The organism is Novosphingobium mathurense (assembly GCF_900168325.1).
Classification (GTDB): domain Bacteria; phylum Pseudomonadota; class Alphaproteobacteria; order Sphingomonadales; family Sphingomonadaceae; genus Novosphingobium; species Novosphingobium mathurense.
Map to the genome: position 1 here is coordinate 335817 of NZ_FVZE01000003.1, position 17972 is coordinate 353788.

At 62.6% G+C, this 17972-nt stretch carries 18 protein-coding genes; 3 read left to right on the plus strand and 15 right to left on the minus strand.

All coding sequences use genetic code 11. The annotated features are described in order from the left end of the window. Positions 1-63 precede the first annotated feature (63 nt). The 3 genes from B5483_RS12535 to B5483_RS12545 all read right to left on the minus strand — a co-directional run bounded on the left by B5483_RS12535 (position 64) and on the right by B5483_RS12545 (position 2630). Entirely contained in the window at positions 64-846 is a 783-nt protein-coding gene (locus B5483_RS12535) for an SDR family NAD(P)-dependent oxidoreductase (RefSeq protein WP_079730581.1), read from the minus strand. Positions 847-924: 78 nt separating this feature from the next. Beyond that, positions 925-1896, minus strand: a complete 972-nt coding sequence (locus B5483_RS12540; protein ID WP_079730582.1) for a 5'/3'-nucleotidase SurE — start codon at positions 1894-1896, stop codon at positions 925-927. A 110-nt stretch (positions 1897-2006) separates the two neighbouring features. Continuing rightward, positions 2007-2630 carry a TetR/AcrR family transcriptional regulator gene (locus tag B5483_RS12545; protein WP_054944540.1) on the minus strand — a complete coding sequence of 208 codons (624 nt, stop codon included), beginning with the start codon at positions 2628-2630 and terminating at the stop codon, positions 2007-2009. Between the two features lie 205 nt (positions 2631-2835). Between B5483_RS12545 and B5483_RS12550 the strand changes: the two genes are divergently transcribed. After that, entirely contained in the window at positions 2836-4923 is a 2088-nt protein-coding gene (locus tag B5483_RS12550) for a TonB-dependent receptor (protein WP_245829119.1), read from the plus strand. 123 nt (positions 4924-5046) lie between these two features. Here the strand turns inward: B5483_RS12550 and B5483_RS12555 are convergent, their stop codons facing one another. The 6 genes from B5483_RS12555 to B5483_RS12580 all read right to left on the minus strand — a co-directional run bounded on the left by B5483_RS12555 (position 5047) and on the right by B5483_RS12580 (position 11807). After that, complete coding sequence (locus B5483_RS12555; RefSeq protein WP_054944538.1) at positions 5047-5565, minus strand: flavin reductase family protein; 519 nt, start codon at positions 5563-5565, stop codon at positions 5047-5049. A 148-nt stretch (positions 5566-5713) separates the two neighbouring features. After that, positions 5714-6193: an Lrp/AsnC family transcriptional regulator gene (locus tag B5483_RS12560; RefSeq protein ID WP_054944537.1), complete on the minus strand. Its 480-nt coding sequence runs from the start codon at positions 6191-6193 to the stop codon at positions 5714-5716. A gap of 1 nt (position 6194) precedes the next feature. Further along, the gene (locus B5483_RS12565) at positions 6195-6668 is read right to left on the minus strand and encodes an Lrp/AsnC family transcriptional regulator (protein WP_054944536.1); all 474 of its coding nucleotides are present in this window, start codon (positions 6666-6668) and stop codon (positions 6195-6197) included. 141 nt (positions 6669-6809) lie between these two features. After that, a complete protein-coding gene (locus B5483_RS12570; RefSeq protein ID WP_079730584.1) occupies positions 6810-8993 on the minus strand; it encodes an oxidoreductase in 2184 nt (727 codons plus the stop codon). A gap of 496 nt (positions 8994-9489) precedes the next feature. Further along, positions 9490-10572, minus strand: a complete 1083-nt coding sequence (locus B5483_RS12575) for a helix-turn-helix transcriptional regulator (protein WP_054944535.1) — start codon at positions 10570-10572, stop codon at positions 9490-9492. 71 nt (positions 10573-10643) lie between these two features. Further along, entirely contained in the window at positions 10644-11807 is a 1164-nt protein-coding gene (locus tag B5483_RS12580) for an LLM class flavin-dependent oxidoreductase (RefSeq protein WP_079730716.1), read from the minus strand. Between the two features lie 242 nt (positions 11808-12049). Between B5483_RS12580 and B5483_RS12585 the strand changes: the two genes are divergently transcribed. Then, positions 12050-12568 (plus strand): nuclear transport factor 2 family protein, encoded by a 519-nt coding sequence (locus B5483_RS12585; RefSeq protein ID WP_079730585.1) that lies wholly within the window; start codon positions 12050-12052, stop codon positions 12566-12568. A 34-nt stretch (positions 12569-12602) separates the two neighbouring features. Here the strand turns inward: B5483_RS12585 and B5483_RS12590 are convergent, their stop codons facing one another. After that, positions 12603-13676, minus strand: a complete 1074-nt coding sequence (locus B5483_RS12590; RefSeq protein WP_281251241.1) for an alkene reductase — start codon at positions 13674-13676, stop codon at positions 12603-12605. A gap of 81 nt (positions 13677-13757) precedes the next feature. Between B5483_RS12590 and B5483_RS12595 the strand changes: the two genes are divergently transcribed. Beyond that, complete coding sequence (locus B5483_RS12595) at positions 13758-14513, plus strand: SDR family oxidoreductase (RefSeq protein WP_079730587.1); 756 nt, start codon at positions 13758-13760, stop codon at positions 14511-14513. 36 nt (positions 14514-14549) lie between these two features. Here the strand turns inward: B5483_RS12595 and B5483_RS12600 are convergent, their stop codons facing one another. From B5483_RS12600 to B5483_RS12620, 5 genes are read right to left on the minus strand one after another with little or no spacing between them, the layout of a single operon-like run. After that, positions 14550-15482 carry an alpha/beta hydrolase gene (locus tag B5483_RS12600; RefSeq protein ID WP_079730588.1) on the minus strand — a complete coding sequence of 311 codons (933 nt, stop codon included), beginning with the start codon at positions 15480-15482 and terminating at the stop codon, positions 14550-14552. Between the two features lie 29 nt (positions 15483-15511). Then, on the minus strand, positions 15512-16429 hold the full coding sequence (locus tag B5483_RS12605; RefSeq protein ID WP_079730589.1) for an NAD-dependent epimerase/dehydratase family protein: 918 nt from the start codon (positions 16427-16429) through the stop codon (positions 15512-15514). Beyond that, positions 16426-16614 (minus strand): hypothetical protein, encoded by a 189-nt coding sequence (locus tag B5483_RS12610; RefSeq protein WP_079730590.1) that lies wholly within the window; start codon positions 16612-16614, stop codon positions 16426-16428. Before B5483_RS12610 ends, B5483_RS12605 begins: the two co-directional genes overlap by 4 nt. Then, positions 16611-17039 carry a nuclear transport factor 2 family protein gene (locus tag B5483_RS12615; RefSeq protein ID WP_054944528.1) on the minus strand — a complete coding sequence of 143 codons (429 nt, stop codon included), beginning with the start codon at positions 17037-17039 and terminating at the stop codon, positions 16611-16613. The genes B5483_RS12610 and B5483_RS12615 overlap by 4 nt, the downstream gene beginning before the upstream one ends. Continuing rightward, positions 17036-17890, minus strand: coding sequence for an SDR family NAD(P)-dependent oxidoreductase (locus B5483_RS12620; RefSeq protein WP_217698207.1), 855 nt, complete (start codon positions 17888-17890; stop codon positions 17036-17038). Before B5483_RS12620 ends, B5483_RS12615 begins: the two co-directional genes overlap by 4 nt. Between the last annotated feature and the right edge of the window lie 82 nt (positions 17891-17972).

Below are 17972 nucleotides of genomic sequence, written 5' to 3' on the forward strand. Positions count from 1 at the left end.
GGCGAATGAAAGGGGAGTCGGGTGCTATGCGCCCGGCTCCCCTTTCGATTCCGGCCTTACCGGTTATCCTCGCTGCGAGGAAATGTTGCCGCCGTCGACGACCACTTCGGCCGCGGTGATGTAACTGGCTTCATCCGAGAGCAGGAAACGCACGACGCGCCCCACTTCTTCGGGCGCGCCGAGCCGTTCAAGCAGGATACGCTTCTCGAAGTGGCCCTTTTCCAGGTTCTCTACTGCAGGGCGCATCATGGCGGTGAGGATCTGGCCGGGCGATACGGAGTTGATCCGGATGCCGTCGCGCGCCAGTCGGTCGGCCAGCGAGCGTACGAGCGAGAGCATGCCGCCCTTGGCTGCCGAATAGATCGGATTCATGGCGTTGCCGAGCGTGGCGTTGATCGAAGTGATGGCTACGATCGCCGACCCCGGGTTCCGCGCAAGGTCGGCTGCCATGGCCTGGGTCATGAACGCCAGGGCGCGCAGGTGGATGTCGATGCCCGTCTGCCAGCTCTCAGGCGTGATGCCTTCCAGCGAGCCGGTGTCGACGACGCCGGCGCAGTGAACCAGGCCGCCCAGCGGAGGGAGAGCTGCGCGGCACCGTTCCAGCGCGGCCTCGAAGTTCTCAAGCCGGCGCATGTCCACTTCTTCGAAATGGCATTTCGTGCCTGTGTCTTGTGCCACGAGGGCGGCGGCGCGCTCTGCCGCCTCACCGTTGATGTCCCAGATGGCTACGGGGCGGCCCACCGCGGCGAGGGCGTGGGCAGAGGCAAGGCCGATGCCCGAGGCGCCGCCGGTAACGATCACGGCGCTGCCGGGGCTGCTGAGTCTGGGTGAATACGTGCTGGTCAAAACGGATACCTTTCCTGGAGTCGTTGTACTGCGGGGCTAGGCTGCGTTGAAGTGGCGCCACGCAGCACAGCTGTCGGGTTACTTCTTGCCCGAGAGGCGGTTGATGAGCTTGCGGGCAATGCCGGTGGTGTGTTTGTCTTGCGCGCCATAGCCCGGCTGCATCACCGAAACGGTAATGGCATCGCGCACGACGATGCTTTCGTCCCGAGCCTGCGCGGGCGTTGGGGCGGCCTTGTTTAGATCGATGACCACGCCAGGCAGGCTCTGTCCGCCCGCGCCCATGGCGCGCGCCACGGGGGACTGGCTCATGTCCTCGGTGAAGTGGACATCGTAGGCGTTGTAGGTGCCCACGCGGGTTAGCTTCCAGCTGTCCTTTGCAAGGTCATCGGGAAAGTTGACATTGAGCGAAATGCCCGCGGGTAGCAGGGACCTGCCGGCCGCACCTGCGTCCAGCGCGTCGACCAGTTCGGCAGACAGCGCCGCAACGGTCGCGGATTGCGGATTGGCGAGGCCGGTATTGTCGGTCGTGCCGACGCCGGCGCTGAGGGCCACGGCCGGGATGCCACGGGCCGATGCATATTGCACGACATTGACAGTGCCCGAGCTGACGATGATCTGGCCGACGTTTTGCCCCTCGTTCGGGCCGGACAGGACAAGGTCGGGTGCCTTCGCCCAACGCTTTTGCGCCAGGACATCTATCCCGTAGAGGACGGCCATCACCGGAGTCCCGTCGACATAGTTGAAGTCTTGCGCGGGGATTCCTTCGCGGTCGATCGGGCCGACGCCGGGTGCGCCTTTCTTCGCAGCGCCATTGTGGCAATCCTGCGAAAGCGGGCCGAGCGGGCGCATGAACTTCACGGCGCCGCCCATGCCGCTCTGGCCTGTGCAGGGGATCGATACGATGACATCGTGCCCCTCGGCCTTCAGCGCCTTGTACAGTGCTACCACGTTGCTGGTGAGGCCGTCGTCGTTCGAGACAACGATGTTGCGTGCCTCAGCGAGCGCGGGGGCGGCGACAAGGGCGGTTGCAAGCAGCAATCGCGTCAGCATCGGGTATATCCTTTCTTGTGTTTGATGGGGCCCTTGCATGTCTTGCGAGGGCCAGTCGTCTCGCGTCTAGGATCGAGCTTTTTCTGTTTTATGTCAGTTATTTCGGTCAATCACGGTTCGCCTTGAAGAACGGCTGCCCGGATCAGTCGGCGCAGCAAGCGGCGATATTCGTTCAAAGTGTCGGGATCGCCCGGCTCATAGCGGCGGCTGTCACCGATAAGATTGCTGTTGTTCACGTAGAAGAGGATGCCTCCCGCCACGCCGTTCAGCACGAACATCGGGGAGACCGGACGGAAGCTGCCACTCGCCACCCCCTCGTTGACGATGGCTTCCAGATCGTCGAGCGCCACGAACGAGAACTCGATGGGATTGCCGCCGCGCGGACGCACATCGGCGATCAGGCGCTGGATGATCCGCGCAGCGGTGGGCCGGGCAACCATGAAATCCAGCCAGGCGTCGGTCAGCGCGATGAGGCGCTCCAACGGACCGGTGATAGTCTCCAGACGCTCGCGTGAGAACTCGTGCATGGCATTGAAGATGTCCGCTTCGACGGCATCGTAGAGCTCCTGCTTGCCGGCGAAGTAATAGACCATGGAAGGGCGGCGCACGCCGACGATCTGCGCGATGTCTTCAAGGCGTGCATCGCCGAATCCCACGTCGGCAAAGACGGTTTCAGCGGCTTTCACGATCGCCTCGCGCGTTGCCTTGCCGCGTAGGTTTCTGGCTGCCTTCATTAACTTCTCCCTGCCTCACGATCCGACCGGGACACGATAGTCGGTCGAAGCACCGCTTGCTTTTCTACCTTCATGTAGGTAGAAAAGCAAATGCGTAAGCAATGCTGCTTTATGATACGCATTGGGAGGATGCATGAAACACTTTTCAAAAACCCGCGCATTTCTGTGCGCTGGCGCCGCGACGATGGCCTTGGCGGTTCCTGCAATGGCTGAAGAAGCCGGCAACGAATCGGGCTTTAACGAAATCGTGGTCACCGCACAGAAGCGTGAAGAGTCGCTCAAGGACGTGCCGGTTTCCATCGTCGCGCTCGGCCTCGCGGACCTTGAAAACAAGGGCGTTACCGACCTTACCGATCTCAAGACCCAGGTGCCGGGCCTGCAGGTAACGCCTCACCCGAACAGCGCGATTACTGCGCGCGTGTTCATGCGCGGGGTCGGTAACAACGACGACCAGATCACCATGGACCCCAGCGTCGCGGTCTATATCGACGGCGTCTATGTCGCACGCAGCCAGGGTCTTGCCTCCGATGTCGCCGAATTGGAGCGGGTCGAAGTGCTGCGCGGTCCGCAGGGATCGCTCTACGGTCGCAATGCCACCGGCGGCGCAATCAACTTCATTACCCGTGCGCCCGAGCTTGGCCAGTTCGGATTCGAACAGAAGCTGACTTATGGCAACTACGATCAGTTCCGCTCGCGCACCCGCGTGAACATTCCTGTAGGCAATACGCTGGCGGTCGAACTGGGTTATCTACATGCGCAGCTCGATGGCTACGTCGACAACCTGGGAACGGGCGTGAAGCGCTTCGGGGATCAGCGCCGCGACGGCTATCGCGCAGCGGCCCTGTGGCAGCCGGGCGATACGGTGCAGGTGCGCTATACTTACGATCGTTCCGAAATCGACGATACGCCGGCATTCATCGCCTACGTCCCGTTCTATCCGCAAATGGCCGACCGTCCCACCGCAGGCTCGCCTTCGGTCAGCAACCTGCAGGCCAATGCGGTCGTCTCGCAGGGGCACAATTTGACGGCAAGCTGGGATGTCTCGGATGACGTCACGATCAAGTCGATCACCGGCTACCGCAAGCTGCGCAATCGCACGATGCAGGACTATCACAGCGGCGTCTTCGGACCTTTCCCGTTGTTCCGTACGGCCTTCGATTCCAGCCAGGACCAGTTCAGTCAGGAACTCCAACTGATCGGCAGCGCCTTCGACAAGCGGCTGGAATATGTCCTGGGTCTCTACTATTTCGATGAGAGCGCGCACAGCTTCGACACCACGGTTGTTCCCGGGCGCCCGCGAAGCGAACGCACCGTCACTATCGATAACAGGGCCTATGCCGTCTACGCACAGGCTACATACAACCCGGCTATCCTCGATGATCGGCTTTTCGTCACGTTGGGCGGTCGCTGGTCGCGCGATGAGCGCAAGGCGACCCTGCAGGACGTGGCGGTGCCTTCTGCGGGCGACCCCATCGTCGGTACGCCGGGGAACGGTGATCGCGCATTCGAGAATTTCAGCCCCAGTGCCTCGCTGCGCCTAGCGCTGAGCGACACTACGAGCATCTATGGCAAGGTCGTCTCCGGCTACAAGACCGGTGGCTTCAATGTGCGCGCCAGTTCGGTCGATCGCTTCAACGCAGGCTTCGGGCAGGAGACGTTGACCTCTTACGAATTCGGCGTGAAATCGGAACTGCTCGACCGGCGTCTGCGGGTGAATGCGGCGCTCTTCACCACCAAGTACGACGACATCCAGGTCAACGTGCAGTCCGATCCCAACAACATCGCCCGAACCGACGTGCTCAATGCAGGCAAGGCGACGATCAAGGGCTTCGAGCTCGACTTCTCGCTGCGCCCGACGAACGGCCTGACGATCTCGGCCAACTATGCCTACCTCGATGCCAAGTACGATCGCATCGTCGACGGCGCGGGCAATGATGTCACTGCGCAGTTCACTTACATCCAGGCACCCAAGCATACACTAGTGACCAGCGTGGAATACGAGTTCCCGCCTAGCCCCATCGGGACCTTCGCTATCTATGCGGATTACTTCACCAAGAGCCGCTATTCCTCGTCGACTTCGGACCCGCGCTATATCATCGGCGACTATGGTCTGCTTAACGGTCGTATCACGCTGTCGGACATTCCGGTCGGCTTCGGCAACTGGCAACTTGCCGTCTTCGGTCGCAACCTGACCGACAAGGTCTACTACGCCGATCACTTCAACGCCGGTGTTCCGAGCGCCTTCTTCGGCCAGCCGCGCACGTACGGCGTGGAGCTGTCCTTCAAATACTGACAGGGAAAGGGCCGCGATCATCCTCCCGATGGTCGCGGCCCTTTCGTGGCTGTGCTCCGTTAGGGGAACTGGCTGCAGGCGGGGCCGTCACGATCCCGCCTTTCGTGCGAAGCCTTGTTTGGATCAGGCAGCCTTGGCCGTAATCGGAGCGAGGCGACCGAGGCTGCCATTGGCCCAGCCCAATATCTCTTGCCCCCCGTTCGAACGCAGGTCGTAGACCTTGCCGACAAGCACGTCATGCGTGCCGAAAGGCAGGCATTCCCCTATCTCGCAGAACAGGTTGGCCGGCGCGCTATCGATATACCAGACTTTGCCGGAGCGCTGCCATTCGGGGCCGACAAATCGCCGGTCGCGGCCATGGTAGCTGGCAAAGGGCTCCAGTGCGGCGTGGTGCTCGCTTGCCAGCAGGTTCACACAGAAACGGCCGGCACGGATCATCGCGTCATGAGCGGAGCCCGAGCGGTTGATGGCTATCGCCATCGCGCAAGGTTCGAGCGAAACCGGCATCATGGCCGACATCGCAAGGCCCACGGGTTCCTCGGTCTGGGGATCGTAACTGGTCACGATGCCGACCGGTGCGGGAAGGTGCCTGAGGACCCGCTTCATCTGGTCTGCAAAGGCGGAGTTTTCTGTTTGCTGCATGACCGTGCCTCCTTTGATACGCAAAATCGGCAATCAAATGCGATTAAGGCAATGCTTGCACTGTATCATAGAGCATATCTAACGCAAATCGTCAATTGCGGGCGCGCAAGGTCGCGGGCTGGTTATCCCGCCAGTCAGGTGGAAAGGATCAGTCGGATTCGCCGGGCTTGGTGATCTTCGCCATTCGGGCGTTGTACTTGATCGTCTTGACCGCAATCGAAGTCTCGACGTGATGCACGCCTTCGATCGTGAGAATGCGGTCGGAGGCGGTCTCGACCAGCGTGTCAAGTTCCTCGAACAGGCCGAAGGCGGTAATGTTGAACTGACCCATGGTCAGCAGGACGGCATTGATCAGCGGAACCTGGGCGATGGCGTCGGCCACTTCGCGGACCCGGTCCACTTCCGCCTGGACGTTGATGAAGGCCAGGCGTGTCTTGCTGGCAATCTCGTATCCCGTGATGGCGGTGAAGGCGAGCAGTCCGTCCTGCTGCAGCCTTTTTATGCGACCGCGTACGGTGCCTTCGGTCACGCCAAGGTCGGTCGCGATCCGCCGGTTGGACACGCGCGCATCGCGGGCCAGAAGGCGGATCAGATCCTGGTCCAGTTCGTCGAGGACGATATCGCTCATGTTACTGGCCCTCTTCGATCGGGGCGACGTCGAACTGGTATTTCACCACGTCGACGACAACGGCCGGGGTCATCGAGCGGATGCCCCGAACTTTCGAGAGCGTATCGAACAGGAACGCATTGAGTTCGGAAAATTCCTTGAGTGCAACCAGCACGTCGATGTCGTAGCGGCCAGTGACGAGATGGACGGCGAAAATCTCCGGCAGCTCGGCAAGTTCATGGGCGACATCAGACGCACGGCGGCCATCGATTTCGATGGCAATCTTCATCAGGACGTTGAAGCCATGCGCCGAAAAGTCCGAGACGCCGACGACGCGCAACTGGTTGGCGTCTTCCATGCGCTTGATGCGCGTGGAAACCGTTGTGGCCGTAAGACCCAGCGTTTCAGCGATCTGCTGGTTGTTGGCACGTCCATTGAGACGCAGTTGCTCGACGATCGCGTGATCGGTAGCATCGAAACTGAACGACTGGCTCATATCCCCCGGGCGTACCTGATTTGCCTTACGCGCCGATGATTTGCGCGTCGCTGCCCCCTTCGTCAACCGTGGCACCGGCTTTTTCAGACTTTCCCGGTACGCGATGGGGCCAGGGCAATGCCTCGTGCGGGGGCGATGCGATCATCCATGGGTCAGTTCTCCCTGTTTTGCGCGGGCCGGTTCCAAGCCGCAGACTTGGGCCACGGCATCGGCGGCGCCGCGCATGGCGCCTTCGATGTAGCTGACGCCGGTGGCATCGCCGAAGACATGCACTTTCATGCCGGCGGCCTCGATCGCTTCCGCCAGCGAGGTATCGCCATGTGCGCCGCGCGCGACGATCACGTGCCCTGCGCGCACGGATCGGTTCTCGCCGGACGCATCTGTGAAGGTCACGTGATTCTTGGTGATGGCGATGTCGGATGCGCCGGCATGAAGCCCAACGCCATGTTCGGCAAGCTCGGCCAGCATACGCATGCGGCGCACCAGCATCAGGCCCTTGCCCATGCGCGGGGCCTCGTCGATGACGTGAACCTTGCGGCCGCGCTCGACTAGGAATTCAGCCAGTTCCAGCCCGACCAGCTCGCCGCCGATGATGGCGATCTCATCGGCCAGCGGCATCCAGGTCCGTGTGGCCTTGCGGACCAGCGACAGGTTCGCGCTCGCGCCGGTCGCTGCGCCGATCTTCGTTGCCATGCGCGAAAACAGCGAAGTCTTGCGCTTGAGTTCGCTGGTCGTCTCGCCCAGCATCATGTTGCGCATGTCGTCGCCCGAATAGACATGCTCCAGGTCGCTGCCCGGCAGGGGCGGCATATCGCGCACGGCGCCGGTCGCGACGAGCACCGTCTCGACGCCAAGGCCGGCCAGAAGCTCGGGGGTCGCCTCGGTGGAGAGGCGGACGTCGATACCGGCTTCGGCGACCTGACGGCGCAGCCAGTTGAGGATGCGCTCGTTGGGTTCATAGGCGAGCGAGGCGAAGCGCAGCGTTCCGCCAAGCCGATCCGATTTCTCGATCAGCGTTACCTTGCGCCCGCGCGCTGCCAGCCTGCGGGCTGCTTCCATGCCGCCCGGTCCGCCGCCGACGACGGCGATGCGTCCGGCTTGCGGGGCTTGCGGAGCTGCGCCAGCGGATTTGCGGCATCGCGATTCAAAGCCGAGGTCGGGGTTCACCGCGCATCGCACCACCTCGCCCATGTAGATCGCCGAGATGCAGGTGTAGCAGTAGATGCAGGGACGCACTTCGTCGGGAGCGCCCCGTGTCAGCTTGGCGGGCAGGTGTGGATCGGCCAGCAATTTGCGGCCCATCGCAATGAAGTCGAGCTCGCTCTTGCCGATGGCCCTGTCCGCGACTTCGGGTTCGACCCGGCCCGAGCCGATCACCGGAATCGATACGGCAGAGCGGATCTGCGCCGTTGCCTCCAGGTTCCATGCCTCTATCTGCGGGGTATGCGATTGCGAATGAAGTTTGCCGTTGCCCGTCTCATGGTAGGCGGTGACGGTGATCGCGTCGGCGCCGGCCCGTTCGACCAGTCTGGCAAGGTCCTTCGCAAGATCGATGGTGATGGCACCTTCCTTGCCGACCTCGCGGGAGTCGATCTTCATCCAGACGGGGAAGTCGGGGCCCACTTCGGCACGAACCGCGCGGATCACCTCGAGCGCCAAGCGCGCGCGGTTTTCGAGAGGACCGCCATACTCGTCTGTGCGCTTGTTCGAATAGGGCGAGATGAACGAAGACAGGAGGTAGCCGTGGCCACCGTGGATTTCGATGCCGTCGAATCCTGCCTGCCTGGCGCGGCGCGCTGCCTCGGCGAACTGCCGAACGACCAGGTCGATGTCGGATTTCTCAAGCACCTTGATCTGCGGGACCGGCAGGCCCTGCATGCCGGCCAGTTCCTCCATCAGGAAGTAGTCGGTGAAATTGCCTTTGGGATTGGGCGGAAATCCCGGTGCCCAGAGCGGTTCGCCATAAGCGAAAGCGGAATGGGCGGCGACGAGGCCGCCATGGTGGAGCTGCGCGGCGATCTTGGCCCCGTGCGTGTGCACGCGGCGGGTCAGCTCTTGCAGCCCGGGCAGGAAGCGGTCGTCGGATATGGCGGTCTGGTTGATCGACACTGCGCCGACCGGCCATGCCACCCCGGTAACGCCTGAAATGATCAGTCCAGCACCACCGCGCGCCTGTTCCTCGTGGTAGGCGATCAGGCGCTCGCCAACCGTTCCGTCCGGTTCCGACAGGCTAACGCCCATCGCCGTAACTGCGATCCGGTTGCGCAATGTCATCGAACCGATGCGGCCCTCCGACAGGAGATAAGGAAACTGGTTTGACGCCACGATACTTTTGCTCCGCCCTCTGGGCCTCTCCATACTGCGTCCGTTGCCGCAGCCTGCTTGAGATCGGTTCTAGCCGGAAATCAAATAAACGCAATAAACAAGCTTTATAGTAACGCAAAATGTGCATTATTGGCGTCAAAATACCTGAAAACGCGTACATCTGGGCGTGATGTCATCCGCCTTGAGTGTCAGGCGTGGAGAGAATCCGTGCCTGCGAGGCTGGTGGGCAAAGTCGTAACGCCTGTCGGCGTCGGGACAGGCATCTGGGCGCACACGATCAGCGTAAACTTGCGCGGGCATCTGCTGTACACCCGGGCAGCCGTGCCCGCCTTGCCTAGGGGCGGGGGAGGTTCGCGTGTCAGTACGTCTCCCGATGCCAGCCGGAGCGGCCATACTGCGCCATTTCCAAAAGTGGACTGAATGCCCCGGTGCGCCCTGTCGCCATTCGCTGGCTCAATGGTCAGATGCCCCACGTGAATGGCGGCGCGCTCTATCGCTAGCCCGTCAGGTGGGCGATGAGCGAGACGAGCTGGGCCTGACGATGAACGCCGGTCTTTGCGAAGACGCTACGCAACTGCACTTTCGCGGTATTGTGGGCAATCCCGATCAGTCTGGCCGCGTTGACGAGTGTCTCGCCGCCGGCCAGCACGGCGGCAAGGCGCGCTTCTGCCGGGGTAAGGCCGAAGAGGTCGCGCAGGACTTGCGGCGATGGCGGGCCGTCCTGCCCGGGGCGGGAAAGCAGCAAGGCGAGCGCGCCGCTTCCCGCGCCGACGGCAGGAACGTCGATCGGCCTTGCGGTTGCCACCAGATCGCCGTTTGCCGGCCGCTCGATCCGGAAGCGGATTGGGCCGTCGGCATAACTTTCGGCCAGCATGGCATCGATGCGTCGCGCATCGGCCTGTAGGTCGAAGGTGAGCCGTTCGCCGGAAAGGCGCAAGCCTTCGCCTTCTATCAGGAGTTTTTCGGCAAGGGCGTTCTGGCTGACGACCCGGCGTTCACGGTCGAGAACGATCAACGCGAGGCCCAATCCCTGCGTCGCGGAATGGAAGGCACCATGCTGGGCGCCGGCGAACTGCAGCTTTTCGAACAGGCCTGCGGCGATACGCAAATGGGGAACGATCGCCTGCAGGCGTTTGCGTTCTTCGGGCCGGAACTCGGCTTCGTCCTCCTGTCGGGTCACCCGGAATCGCGCTTCGAATCCGCGCGGGAAGCGCAGATCGACACCGATTACCTGCTCACTGTGCGCCTCGCGCATGTAGTCGCTGAAGACTGCGTAGGTTTCTTCGGGAAGACCGGCAAGAAATCCGCGATAGGTGAGCACTTCGCCTTCGGGCAGTCCGCGAAAGGGATCGTGGGCGAAGTAGGTCCGGATATAGTCCTCGCTGCGCTGGGGATCGGCGCCGGGCGTCACGAAAGTGCCTGGCATATCGTTGTCGGGCGTCGTGATGATGAGCGTTGCGAAGGCCGCATCCATCCAGTCGGCCAGCGCCTGGAGGAAGGCCTGCCAGGGGCGCTCGCCATCGATCCCGCCGTAAAGCGTGGCCAGCAGGGCCGACAGGGCAGCGGTATCGTCCTTCATGAGGTTTCGATACCGCGAGCGGGTCGGCTGAGCCAGCCCCGGTCCGCCCCGCCGCGACGATTTCCCTGCGATCAGCCCACTTCGGCCAGTTCTTGCGCCTTGCGCGCTTCCTGCGCCCGGAAATGCGGGATGACCTTGTCCCCGATATTGGTAATCGTCTTCATGATCGCCTCATGCGGGATGCCGCCCATCTGGAAGATAAAGAGGATTTCGTCGGCCCCGGCATCGATCAGGCGCTGGACGTAGCGAATGCAATCGTCCGGCGTTCCATAGGCGTCCTGCGCTACGGTGTAGTTCGAGAGATGCTCGTCACCGACGGGAATGGCTTCTTCGGACAGGTAGGCGACGGTCTGCTGCTTTTCCTGCTCGAGAATCGCTGCCTGCTCGTCGCCGCTGAGTTCCTCGTCGACAGTCGGTTTGGGGCCGCCCTGATACCAGTAAGCGATCGATTCGGCGAAGAAGCGCTGGCCTCGCAGGCCGATCCGGCGGGCCTCTTCGCGGTCGTCGAGCACGGTTGCGGCGCAAAGCGCGGCAAGATGTTCGGTGGGGCGGAACCCGACCTGGTCCTCGGCCTTGCGGTTGCGGAATGCCTCGCGGTAGATTGCGTTCTTCTTGGCGATTTCCTCCGGGCCGGAGAAGCCGAGGACGAGAGCGCCGATACCGCGGGCTCCGGCCGCGATCAGCGTGTTTTCGCGCGTGCAGGCCATGTACATCGGCGGGTGGGGATCCTGATAGGGCTTCGGATGGATCGGCCGCTTGGGGATCTGGATGTACTGGCCATCGTGCTCGATCTCATCCTGCACCATGATCCTAGGGATGAGGTACATCGATTCATCGATCATCGGCTGCAATTCGCCCAGGTCGTATCCGAAGGTGCCCGCTTCCTGCTGGGTTCCGCCCTTGCCAACGCCAAAATGCAGCCTTCCCTGAGACAGAATGTCTAGCGTCGCGATGCGCTCTGCCACCTTGACCGGGTGGTTCATGGCCGGGGGCAGGCAGACCACACCGTGCCCGACGTGGATGCGGCTCGTCGCGCCAGCGATGAAGGCGAGAACGGTTTCCGGCGCCGACATATGGGCGTACTGGGTCAGGGCAGTGTGTTCGACGCACCAGATGCAGTCGAAGTCCTTCTCTTCGGCGAGCTTGGCCTGTTCCACGATCTGGAGGAACACGGCCTGCTCGTTTTCGCGGCTGGTATCCACCATCTGTGCTTCGTAAATGATTGAGAATTTCATGTTCTGCAGCTCTCCCCGGCCGATGACACGGCGCGATTCCTTCTCTGATTCTTGCACGCTAACGGAGGGCGGGGCGGCTTTCATAACCCGATCGGGCTATCCGGCGCCCGAATGATCATATCGAGCTTAAGGAACGCAATGGAAATTCAATTTAGCCATTATTTGTTGTAATGCGTAATATGGTTGTTATTTGTCAGCGCAAATATCAATAAGCTGATTGAAATGAATTTTGGAGAGACCTGATGAACGATGTCGTTGCCGATCTGGCCGCGCGCCTCGCTGCTCTGGAGGACAAGGAGGCGATCCGCCTGCTCAAGTCCCGTTACCTGCGGGCCTGCGATCTCAAGGACGTCGAGACTGTACGAGACTGCTTCGATCCCGACGAAGTCGCGATCGCATATCAGGGCTTTCCCGTTTTTCACCGGCGCGACGATTTCGTCGAGGTTTTCCGGCAGATGGGATGCCAGCCGGGCGTGCACGATATCCATCATGCCACGAACTGGGAGATCGAAATTACTGGCCCCGATAAAGCCAGGGGCCTTTGGTCGCTGAACTTTCGCACGATCCTCGTTGGACTGCGACAGATCACACGGCTCGCCGTCGAGTACGAGGATGTCTACAGGCGCAAGGGCGAGCGCTGGTACATCGCCGAAACGGTCAGCAGGGTTACATCCGTCATTACCGAGGAAGTCGACGAAGCCGGTGCGATCAAGGTCGTCAGCTACGGCGAAATGCCTCAGGCCCCGGCCGAGCCCGGCTGACCGGCAGGCGGAGCCCGGAACGCCGGCTTCGGCATCAATCGGTCAGGGCAGGGTAATCGATGTAGCCGCGCTCTTCGCCGGTATAGAGGCGGGCGTAATCCGGCTTGGCGAGCGGCGCGTTCGTGCGCAGCCGTTCGACGAAATCGGGATTCGCGATGAAGGGGCGACCGAAGGAGATCGCCTCGGCCCGGCCGCTTTCCAGTAGTTCGCAGCCAGTGTCCAGCGTCAGCATGTTGTTGGCGATGACGGGGCCTGAGAAGTGCCCGCGCACGAAGGACAATGTGTCGAGCGTTTCCAGTTTCATGTCGACGACATGCAGGTAGGCGCAATGCAGCGGATCGATGGCATCGAGGAACGGGGCGAACGTGGCTGCCGGATCGGGATCGGTCATGCCGTTGTACGCATTGCCGGGCGAAATGCGCACGCCGACGCGGTCGGCCCCGATGGCAGCGGCGAGTGCCTCGACCACCATGGTCGGAAAGCGTGCGCGCCGCAGGGCATCGCCGCCATAGGCATCGTCGCGCCGGTTGCTGTTCGCATTGAGGAACTGGTTGATGAGGTATCCGCTCGAGCAGTGCAGTTCCACCCCATCGATGCCTGCCTCGCGCGCATTGCGCGCGGCCTGGGCGAACTGGGCGGCAACGCCGGGCAACTCTTCGGCATCCAGCGCGCGGGGCATGGCGCATTCGACTGGCACACCGTCCGGCCCGGGCACCCTGTCGGGACAGGGCAGGGCGCTGGGGGCGACGATATCGGCCTCGAAACCGCGGTTTTCAGGCACGACGACGCGGCCCACGTGCATGAGTTGCATGACGATGCGACCGCCCTCGGCATGGACGGCATCGGCCACCTTGCGCCACCCGTCGATCTGGGCATCGGAATGGATGCCGGGCGTGCGCCAGTATCCCTTGCCTTCCGGGCAGGGCTGGGTGCCTTCGGTGACGATCAGGCCTGCGCCGGCTCGCTGCCGGTAGTACTCGATCATCATCGGCCCGGGCGCATCGCCGGAACCGGCGCGGTCGCGGGTCATCGGAGACATGACGACGCGATTGGACAAGTCCAGGCTCCCTAGCGTTATAGGGGAAAAGATGGACCTCATAATCCGCATTCTCCATATCAAATACGTAATTGACGTTGATTTGCGTTACAGGTTAGACGAAGAAATGCGATATGCAAGAGGAGTGAGAGGATGATCGACTACGGCCTGGAGGGCAAGGTTGCCCTTGTGACCGGCGCGAGCGGTGGAATCGGCCGCGCAGCGGCACTGGCGTTCGCCCGTTCGGGAGCGAAGGTGCTGGTCTGCGACGTCAAGGACGAGGAAGGTCGCGAGACCGTCTCGATGATCGAGGCGGCAGGCGGCACGGCGATCTGGCAGCGTTGCGACGTCAGCAGCTCGTCCGAAATCAAGGCGATGGTGGGCCGGGCGGTCGATGCCTGGGGCCGTCTCGACTGCGCGTTCAACAATGCCGGCGTCAATCTCCTCGGTCGCGACGAGTTCGCGGACGAGAACTGGGACGTCGCGATCTCGATCAATCTGACGGGCGTCATGCGCTGCATTCGCGAGGAGGCCGAGGTGATGCTGCGCAATGGCGGGGGGGCGATCGTCAACACCTCGTCGATCAACGGCCTGGTCGGCAATCCCAATCAGCCCGGCTACGTCGCATCCAAGCACGGAGTCGTGGGACTGACGCGCCAGGCGGCGCTGAAGTGGGCTAAGGAGGGCATTCGCGTCAACGCGGTCTGTCCCGGCGTAATCGAAACGCCGATGACCGCTCCGATCGTATCCGATCCGCAGCTTCGTTCGCTGGTGGACTCGATGACGCCCATGGGCCGCTTCGGCAAGCCTGAGGAGATTGCCGAAGCGGTGGTTTGGCTCTGTTCGGATGCGGCCAGCTTCGTGACCGGCCATCCGATGGTGATCGATGGCGGTGCGATCGCATTCTGATCGCGTTCGGGAGGAAAAGACGCAGGGCGCCGGCCGTCAGGCCAGCGCCTCACGCAGCCGGGCACTGGCGCGGTCCAGATAGGGCAACGCATCGGGTACGGCCGAGAACATGGAGGCAAAGCCGTGGATCATGCCCGGCGCGATCTCGGCTTCCGTCGGCACCCCGGCCTCGGCAAGCCGCGCAGCATAGGCCATGCCTTCGTCGCGAAGCGGATCGAACTCCGCGGTGATCACTGTCGCCGGGGGCAGGCCAGCCAGATCCTCCGTCCGGTGGACGGTCGCCAGCGGGACATGTCCGGAGTTCCTCGGCCCCACGTAGTGATCCCAGAACCATTGCATCATCGCCGTCGACAGGAAGCCGCCGTTTTGGCCGTGCTCTGCATAGGACGATAGCGTGAAGTCATTGTCGGTGACCGGGTAGATCAGCAGTTGGTGCCGCAGGGGCGGGCCGCTCTCGTCGCGAGCGCGGATGGCAACGGCTGCGGCAAGGTTCCCCCCTGCGCTGTCTCCTGCGACCGCCAGCCTGGTGGTGTCGACGCCCAGAGCCTTCCCGTTCGCGGCGGCCCATGCGAGTGCATCGTAGCAATCGTCGAGGCCGGCCGGGAAGGGATGCTCCGGGGCAAGCCGATAGCCGACCGAAAGAACGGCCGATCCGCTCTCACGCGCAAGCTGGCGGCATAGCGCGTCGTGGGTGTCGAGGGTGCCGACAACCCATCCGCCGCCATGGTAGAACAAGGTCAATGCCACGTCGGCAGCCGTTCCCTCGGGTACATAGAGGCGCGCCGGGACGCTTCGTCCCTCCAACGCGAGATCGATGTCCTCGACCCGGGCAAGAGTCAGTCCCTCGGCATCGAACATCGGGTTGTCGTTGAGGGCGCGGACCTGCTCGGGAGTCGCTTCCGGGAAGGAGGGCATCTCCATTTCGGCCATTGCGCCGAGCAGGGCTTCGATCTGGGGATTGAGGGGCATGGTCCTGATTGTTCCTTCGGTCAGGCCGGTCAGGCGGATTGCACGGCGAACTGCGCTACGATGTCCCGCACCGCCGCAGCGATGTCATTGCGGGTATAGCCCAGGAGCGCGACTTCGTCCGCATCGGGCTCATAGGCAATCGTGTTCCCGCGTCCCTGCGGGATTGCCACGTCGGGCAGCAGCGGCAGTTCGGCATCACGCTCCTCCATCACCACCGTGCTGCCCACGGCATCGAAGAAGAGCTGGAAGTATTCGCGGAAGGTGAGGTTTTCGTCACCTACGAGATAGGCTTTGCCCGGCTCACCGCGTTCGAGTGCACCGGCGATGGCTTCGGAAAGCGAGCGGAACGACATGAAGTTGGTGCCGCCCGGCGGTGCGAAGTGCTCGATCGGGATCTGGCCCAGCGCCCACTGCACATAAGGTTCGAAGATCGCGCTGGGCAGGCCCGGCACGGTTCCGACCATGAATGGTGCATTGACGCTGATTACGTCGAATCCGGCGCAGCCCTGTGCTCGCGCGCCTTCGCAGGCGGCCTTGCGCGACTGGATATAGACATTGCCCGCCACCAGCTCCGGACTTGCCTGCGGATAGAAGCTGCCAAGCTGGATAGCGCGGGTGACACCTGCTTCGCGCGCGGCGGCGAAGAAAGCGGGGATGGACTCGGCATTGGCGTGCATGAAGTGGGCGGCAATGTCGCTTCCTTGCGGGATGTGGCGCGGGTCGTTGCCGGCTGCGAAGACGACCCAGTCGAAGCCACGCAGACGTTCGGGCGTGAAGTCGCCTGCAACATAGTCACCCTTGAGGAACGGCATGTCGGCCATGGGCGTGCCGATCGAAGGCGTATTGCGCCCGGCCACGGTTACCTGATGGCCGAGGCCCGCGAGGTGGATGGCGGCATGGCCGCCAAGGGCGCCGGTGCCGCCGACGACGAGGACTTTCTTGCTCATGATATGTTGGCTCCAATGGAGGGTCGGACCGCGATCCCTGTATCGGGACTGCGATGAAGCAGGTTGCTGCCATCGACGGTCGCGATGACAATGTTGAGGTGCTGCGCGATGTTCCAGGTCATGCAGGAAGCCCGCGCAATGGCGCCGGTTATGGGTGCAGTCTGTTCTGCCAGCGCGCCGTTCACGCCTGTTGCACCTTGACCGGGCGGGTCTCTTCCCAATCGATCACGAGGCGCCGGTGAGCGATGCGCCACAGCCCTTCTTCGTGCCGCCATCGGTCGATGTAGCGGATCGACCAGGACAGGATCACGTCGCCGTCCTGCAGCAGGTGGTCTGCGGTCGCGTAAGTTTCGCTGCGTGCTTCATGCCCTTCGAACTCGGCATGGACCTGATGGACGGTATGGCGGGTCGTGCGAAACATGCGCGAGAGCAGGTCGAGCGATCCGAGGTTCGTATCGAGTCCTTCCGAGCGAAAACCGGGCCCTTCAATGACGCAGTCTTGTGTCAGCACGGCGCGCCACAGGTTCTTGTCTCGCCGGTCGGCGCCAAGGGCATAAGTTTCGCAGGCGTGCCGCAGCGCAGCCACTTCGGCGATCTCGATTGCCGTCATGAAGGGATCCTTATGCCGTTGCCCGAGACGATGGGAACAACGGTCCATTCACCGTCCTGCGTGCGCGTCCATCCCGATGCGGCCAGCGCGCCACCGTCGACATGGATGGCGGTGCCCGTAACCCAGCTGGCAAGCGGACTGGCGAGGTAGAGCGCAGCCCCGGCGCAGTCTTGCGGGCGGCCAAGCCGGCCAAGCGGTATCCATTTGTCCTCATGCACGCGATTTTCCGCAGGGATCATGTAGTCCAGCGGAACCTGTCGGGTGTCGGTCGTTTCCGGCGCTATGTCGTTGACCCGGATGCCTTCGGGACCGAGCTCAAGGGCAAGGCTCTTGGTAAACCCGGCGATGCCTGCCTTGGCGGCGGCATAGACCGAGCAGCCCGGAATGCCGCGATAGGCTTCAATCGAGGTGACGTTGATGATTGCACTGCCCGGCGCCGATCTGCGTAACAGCGGCAGCATGGCAGACGTCATCCGCAGCAGTTGGCCGAGATTGACGTCGAGTACCTCGCCCGCTTCTGCGGACGACAGCATGGCAAAGGGGCGAGGATGCACGAAGTGGCCGACGTTGTTGACGAGGACATCGAGCTTGCCGCTGACCTGGGCAACCCGTTCGGCTCCAATCGCCGGAAATTCCGGTGCGCAGACATCGCCCTTCAGAACATGCATTCCCGCCGTTTCGAGGTCGGCGCAGAGATCCCCGTCGATTTCGGCTGCAAAGACCTGGGCGCCGCAGGCGTGGAAGGCGTCGGCAATGGCTCTGCCGATTCCCGATCCGGCGCCGGTTACAAGGACGCTCTTTTCGCTGAAATCGAAGGCAATGCCGCGCGTGATGGGGGGATCGGATGGCACGATTTCTCCTCTTCCATTTTCTTCTTTGTTACGAATAGTGATGATTGATCGATATGAAGTCAATCAAATGCGCAAAAATATA

Coding starts and splice junctions, on each gene's coding strand:
- B5483_RS12540 (WP_079730582.1), bottom strand. CDS start 1,896: ATGCTGACGCGATTGCTGCTTGCAACCGCCCTTGTCGCCGCCCCCGCG.
- B5483_RS12545 (WP_054944540.1), bottom strand. CDS start 2,630: ATGAAGGCAGCCAGAAACCTACGCGGCAAGGCAACGCGCGAGGCGATC.
- B5483_RS12550 (WP_245829119.1), top strand. CDS start 2,836: ATGGCTGAAGAAGCCGGCAACGAATCGGGCTTTAACGAAATCGTGGTC.
- B5483_RS12555 (WP_054944538.1), bottom strand. CDS start 5,565: ATGCAGCAAACAGAAAACTCCGCCTTTGCAGACCAGATGAAGCGGGTC.
- B5483_RS12560 (WP_054944537.1), bottom strand. CDS start 6,193: ATGAGCGATATCGTCCTCGACGAACTGGACCAGGATCTGATCCGCCTT.
- B5483_RS12565 (WP_054944536.1), bottom strand. CDS start 6,668: ATGAGCCAGTCGTTCAGTTTCGATGCTACCGATCACGCGATCGTCGAG.
- B5483_RS12575 (WP_054944535.1), bottom strand. CDS start 10,572: ATGAAGGACGATACCGCTGCCCTGTCGGCCCTGCTGGCCACGCTTTAC.
- B5483_RS12580 (WP_079730716.1), bottom strand. CDS start 11,807: ATGAAATTCTCAATCATTTACGAAGCACAGATGGTGGATACCAGCCGC.
- B5483_RS12585 (WP_079730585.1), top strand. CDS start 12,050: ATGAACGATGTCGTTGCCGATCTGGCCGCGCGCCTCGCTGCTCTGGAG.
- B5483_RS12590 (WP_281251241.1), bottom strand. CDS start 13,676: ATGCGGATTATGAGGTCCATCTTTTCCCCTATAACGCTAGGGAGCCTG.
- B5483_RS12595 (WP_079730587.1), top strand. CDS start 13,758: ATGATCGACTACGGCCTGGAGGGCAAGGTTGCCCTTGTGACCGGCGCG.
- B5483_RS12600 (WP_079730588.1), bottom strand. CDS start 15,482: ATGCCCCTCAATCCCCAGATCGAAGCCCTGCTCGGCGCAATGGCCGAA.
- B5483_RS12605 (WP_079730589.1), bottom strand. CDS start 16,429: ATGAGCAAGAAAGTCCTCGTCGTCGGCGGCACCGGCGCCCTTGGCGGC.
- B5483_RS12615 (WP_054944528.1), bottom strand. CDS start 17,039: ATGACGGCAATCGAGATCGCCGAAGTGGCTGCGCTGCGGCACGCCTGC.